A 1,715-nucleotide genomic window follows, 5' to 3' on the forward strand; every position below is an offset into this window, starting at 1 on the left:
GACCTCTCAAAACTGAACGAATAAAAGTCAACCTGTGTAGTTTCCGTAACGTTCATCTTAGATGAACTGATTCCTTAGAAAGGAGGTGATCCAGCCGCACCTTCCGATACGGCTACCTTGTTACGACTTCACCCCAATCATCTATCCCACCTTAGGCGGCTGGCTCCAAAAGGTTACCTCACCGACTTCGGGTGTTACAAACTCTCGTGGTGTGACGGGCGGTGTGTACAAGGCCCGGGAACGTATTCACCGCGGCGTGCTGATCCGCGATTACTAGCGATTCCGGCTTCATGTAGGCGAGTTGCAGCCTACAATCCGAACTGAGAGAAGCTTTAAGAGATTAGCTTAGCCTCGCGACTTCGCGACTCGTTGTACTTCCCATTGTAGCACGTGTGTAGCCCAGGTCATAAGGGGCATGATGATTTGACGTCATCCCCACCTTCCTCCGGTTTGTCACCGGCAGTCTCGCTAGAGTGCCCAACTAAATGATGGCAACTAACAATAAGGGTTGCGCTCGTTGCGGGACTTAACCCAACATCTCACGACACGAGCTGACGACAACCATGCACCACCTGTCACTTTGCCCCCGAAGGGGAAGCTCTATCTCTAGAGTGGTCAAAGGATGTCAAGACCTGGTAAGGTTCTTCGCGTTGCTTCGAATTAAACCACATGCTCCACCGCTTGTGCGGGCCCCCGTCAATTCCTTTGAGTTTCAACCTTGCGGTCGTACTCCCCAGGCGGAGTGCTTAATGCGTTAGCTGCAGCACTGAAGGGCGGAAACCCTCCAACACTTAGCACTCATCGTTTACGGCGTGGACTACCAGGGTATCTAATCCTGTTTGCTCCCCACGCTTTCGAGCCTCAGCGTCAGTTACAGACCAGAGAGCCGCCTTCGCCACTGGTGTTCCTCCATATATCTACGCATTTCACCGCTACACATGGAATTCCACTCTCCTCTTCTGCACTCAAGTTTCCCAGTTTCCAATGACCCTCCCCGGTTGAGCCGGGGGCTTTCACATCAGACTTAAGAAACCGCCTGCGCTCGCTTTACGCCCAATAAATCCGGACAACGCTTGCCACCTACGTATTACCGCGGCTGCTGGCACGTAGTTAGCCGTGGCTTTCTGGTTAGATACCGTCAAGGGATGAACATTTTACTCTCATCCTTGTTCTTCTCTAACAACAGAGTTTTACGATCCGAAAACCTTCTTCACTCACGCGGCGTTGCTCGGTCAGACTTTCGTCCATTGCCGAAGATTCCCTACTGCTGCCTCCCGTAGGAGTTTGGGCCGTGTCTCAGTCCCAATGTGGCCGATCACCCTCTCAGGTCGGCTATGCATCGTTGCCTTGGTGAGCCGTTACCTCACCAACTAGCTAATGCACCGCGGGTCCATCCATCAGTGACGCAAAAGCGCCTTTCAAATCGAAACCATGCGGTTTCGATTGTTATACGGTATTAGCACCTGTTTCCAAGTGTTATCCCCTTCTGATGGGCAGGTTACCCACGTGTTACTCACCCGTTCGCCACTCCTTTTCTTTCGGTGGAGCAAGCTCCGGTGAAAGAAAAAGCGTTCGACTTGCATGTATTAGGCACGCCGCCAGCGTTCGTCCTGAGCCAGGATCAAACTCTCATAAAAAGTGTTTGAAACAGTCTTGCGACTGTTAAGCTCAATTGTAATAATTGACTTGCTAGCATATTGCTTGCTATGTTGTTT

1 rRNA gene is annotated in these 1,715 nt (G+C 51.4%); it reads right to left on the reverse strand.

The window, feature by feature from the left end:
• Positions 1-78: 78 nt before the first annotated feature.
• Positions 79-1,637, reverse strand: a 16S ribosomal RNA gene (locus KQI58_RS22205).
• Positions 1,638-1,715 lie beyond the last annotated feature (78 nt).

This window comes from Enterococcus raffinosus, assembly GCF_018917525.1.
GTDB lineage: Bacteria > Bacillota > Bacilli > Lactobacillales > Enterococcaceae > Enterococcus_A > Enterococcus_A raffinosus_A.